Source organism: Acinetobacter sp. 809848, from assembly GCF_000581275.1.
In the GTDB taxonomy this organism is placed as follows: Bacteria; Pseudomonadota; Gammaproteobacteria; order Pseudomonadales; family Moraxellaceae; genus Acinetobacter; species Acinetobacter pittii.
The window spans coordinates 1-1,578 of the sequence record NZ_JEXG01000133.1 but is presented as its reverse complement, the minus strand read 5'-3'; the positions used below and the strand labels follow the sequence as shown (position 1 = coordinate 1,578).

Here is a 1,578-nt window from a genome sequence, read left to right as displayed (position 1 = left end):
GGTATCGGTGATGGCACATCTCCAATCGCTCCAGTGATTGATGTCGTTCAAGGCGGTATTGATATTCTACAAGGTGTAGAGAGTCTAAAAACTGAGATCATCAATACTGGTATCGACACTGTTGCTGATACTATTATTGGTATTCTTCCACAAACTGAATATCCTGTTTCAGACCTAGCAGATCTTGGCACTTTAACTTTCGAAACTTCTCGTGACACAGTAAACGGTGCACTTGAAGTTGTTTCTGATTTAGTTGGTGGTGATATTCAAGGTGCTACTGAATCTGCTACCGGTATTCTCGATATGCTGATTACAAATGGCACAACTGCTACTGGCTTAGTAACAGAAATCATTGGTGGATTGACAGGAACTATTGGTGGGGTTACTGGTGGAGATAGCTCACTAGGCTTAGTCACTGATTTACTTGGCGGTTTAACTGGTAGCGTAGATGGTGATAACCCTCTTGGCTTAGTGACCGACCTTCTAGGCGGCTTAACTGGTGGCGTTACTGGCGGTACAGACAACCCTATCGGCATCGTAACAGATATCGTGGGTAGCTTAACGGGCGGTGTGACTGGTGAAGGCGGATTAGATGTTATTTCTAATTTACTAGGCGGATTAACTGGTGGTAGCTTACTCGGTGGTGTAACGTCGACAGTATCAAGCGTAACTAATACAACGCATACTATCGTACCTACATCATTACTTACCGATAACTTCTTAGAAAACTCTTTCAATACTGTTTAATATAAGTCGTTAAAATAAAGCCACTTATTACAAGTGGCTTTATTTATTAATATATTTTTAAATATTAATTTACTTCTTCCCATCTATAATATTTCTTATGAGCCAGCTCTAACATTGCATAATCATTAGGTGTATCACCATAAGCATAAATTGTAGAATACTGAGTTAAATCATAATTGTTTTTTATTCTATTTACTTTTTCTAAATAACCGCAATCACCATTAATAAAATCACCTGTCAAAATACCATCACGTATTTCAAGTTGATTACATATAACCTCTAAATCTAAAGATTGGCACCAGCTTTCTAAATAAACACCTAATGATGCAGATACAACCACAACCTGATCACCTTGTTGTTTATGCCAAAGAATACGCTCCAAAGCATTTTGACGCACACAGGTAGGAAGGACATTTTTAGCAAACTCTTGTCCCATATATTTTAGGGAATCTGCATCATAGCCCACGTATCCCACCTGACAGAGTTTAGTTCGGATAGTTTTATCGGTTACCCATCCAAGCTTATAACCCGCTATATAAGGTGCAAGTCGAATACCACCTAGTATTTGAGTTTTTTTATTTAAAGAAAATTTAAGGAATAGACTGAATGTATCGTTATGAGTGATCGTGCCATCAAAGTCAAATAAAGCTAAGTTCATTTATGATTATCTCTAATATAATTAAAAAGTTATAAATTTAGATTTTTTAAAGTACTAAAAAACAGGCACAAAAAAACCGCTATAAAAGCGGTTAATTCTTCAAGTTGGTGCGCTCAGAGAGATTCGAACTCCCGACCCCTTAGTTCGTAGCCAAGTGCTCTATCCAGCTGAGC

The 1,578-nt window shown here is 37.8% G+C and carries 1 protein-coding gene and 1 pseudogene; one reads left to right on the top strand and one right to left on the bottom strand.

The genetic code is table 11. The annotated features are described in order from the left end of the window. A pseudogene (locus J536_RS24325) lies at positions 1 to 747 on the top strand (hypothetical protein); the annotation flags it as partial. A gap of 64 nt (positions 748 to 811) precedes the next feature. On the opposite strand, the gene J536_RS24320 reads toward J536_RS24325, so the two are convergent. Further along, entirely contained in the window at positions 812 to 1,405 is a 594-nt protein-coding gene (locus J536_RS24320) for an HAD-IB family hydrolase (protein ID WP_005078312.1), read from the bottom strand. Positions 1,406 to 1,578 lie beyond the last annotated feature (173 nt).